A 1,568-nucleotide genomic window follows, 5' to 3' on the forward strand; every position below is an offset into this window, starting at 1 on the left:
CTAATTGATTAAGTGTAGCGGGAGACATATATCGATATAACTCTTCGGCAAATAAAGACAGCTCTTGTTTTTGATGCATATTCATAAAAAGCACGTCACCCTTTCTCATTAACATAAGAGAATAGTAACGTGCTTTTAAGTTTAAGAATAGTCTAAATCCTTAAGTTGATGGATGTGGGGTACCGTCACATACCTATCCACTTAAAAAATTCGTTGTTCCAAAAATGAATAATAAAATAATAAACCTTCTCGAAACAAACACCGCTTCTAATACGTTTGTATGATTGTAATATCACATAATTAGTGTATCCTTTTATAAATTGTCCAATAAAAAATCCCCTCAAAGTACAGAGACTTTAAGGGGATTTTTTCTATCTAATTATATACGTACAGCCGTACCACTCACGGCAACCATTAACATTCCATCACGAACAACTTCGTAATCTACGTCAATACCAACGATAGCGTTCGCACCTTTTTGTTTTGCAAGTTCTTTCATTTCTCCCATTGCAATATCACGAGCTTCTTTTAGCTTACTTTCATAAGCACCAGCACGACCACCGACAACATCACGAACTGAAGCGAATAAATCGCGGACAATGTTTGCACCCATAATAGCTTCACCATTTACAATATCAATATACTCTATAATTTCTTTACCTTGAATTCCAGACGTTGTTGTTACAATCATGACTGACACTCTCCTAATAACTTATAGTTTTTTGATTAGCTTTCTTATGTCTTTATTATGACATGGAAAAAGTAACTAATCTATTGAATTACCTTACATGAATGTGACAATTTTGTAAGAATGAAATATTATTTTACCTTCTTCTTACAATAACTACATTAATAGACAGAAAATTGTTATAATTAAATCGAAGGAGGAGATAAAATGAAAAAAATCACTTATATATGTGCTCTAAGTGTTCTATCTTTAACTTTAATAGGTTGTACAAGCACCTCGAATACAGATAAAGCTTCACAAACTAAGCAAGAACATGTACAAAATGCCATTCCATTCAACTCCGCAAACATAACAAACATTGAATTACTTAAAACAACAAGCAATACTAGTTCCAAATCTCAAACAGATAACGAAGAAATGATACAATCAATCGCTTCAGCAGTCCAAAACGGAACAACGAAAACAATCACATTAGATCAAAAAAAGAGAGCATCTGCACATTCTACAATAACCGTTACATATAAAGATGACTCAAAAGAAGAATTTCTTGTGTGGATTGATAATAAGGAGCAAATTTCGATCGCTAAAGATGAGAAGAAAGATAAAGTAGAAGCTGTGACATTGAACATTGAAGGCGCTAAGATGATGAAGGATTTTTTTGAAAATGATAAAACGTAAAAAGGATCCCCCTCAACTTAAGGGTTCAAAATCAGCACAAAATTTTGTTCAGAAACACTATAAAATTTCAGCTTGATAAGTATGTGGTGAGACCCCACATCCATCAACTTAAGGTATATTTTTATACAAAACGCGGTCTTTTCACGTAGTATTTTATTATCGTTTATAGATGTTATAAAAGTAGGCATATCAAATAAACCCT

At 32.7% G+C, this 1,568-nt stretch carries 2 protein-coding genes; one reads left to right on the forward strand and one right to left on the reverse strand.

What is annotated here, in order from left to right:
* Positions 1-379: 379 nt before the first annotated feature.
* Complete coding sequence (locus MR071_RS24940) at positions 380-691, reverse strand: heavy metal-binding domain-containing protein (protein ID WP_000637508.1); 312 nt, start codon at positions 689-691, stop codon at positions 380-382.
* A 204-nt stretch (positions 692-895) separates the two neighbouring features.
* Between MR071_RS24940 and MR071_RS24945 the strand changes: the two genes are divergently transcribed.
* On the forward strand, positions 896-1,366 hold the full coding sequence (locus MR071_RS24945) for a hypothetical protein (protein WP_242238235.1): 471 nt from the start codon (positions 896-898) through the stop codon (positions 1,364-1,366).
* Positions 1,367-1,568 lie beyond the last annotated feature (202 nt).

This window comes from Bacillus cereus group sp. BfR-BA-01316 (assembly GCF_022664195.1).
Taxonomy (GTDB): domain Bacteria; phylum Bacillota; class Bacilli; order Bacillales; family Bacillaceae_G; genus Bacillus_A.

Coding starts and splice junctions, on each gene's coding strand:
- MR071_RS24945 (WP_242238235.1), top strand. CDS start 896: ATGAAAAAAATCACTTATATATGTGCTCTAAGTGTTCTATCTTTAACT.
- MR071_RS24940 (WP_000637508.1), bottom strand. CDS start 691: ATGATTGTAACAACAACGTCTGGAATTCAAGGTAAAGAAATTATAGAG.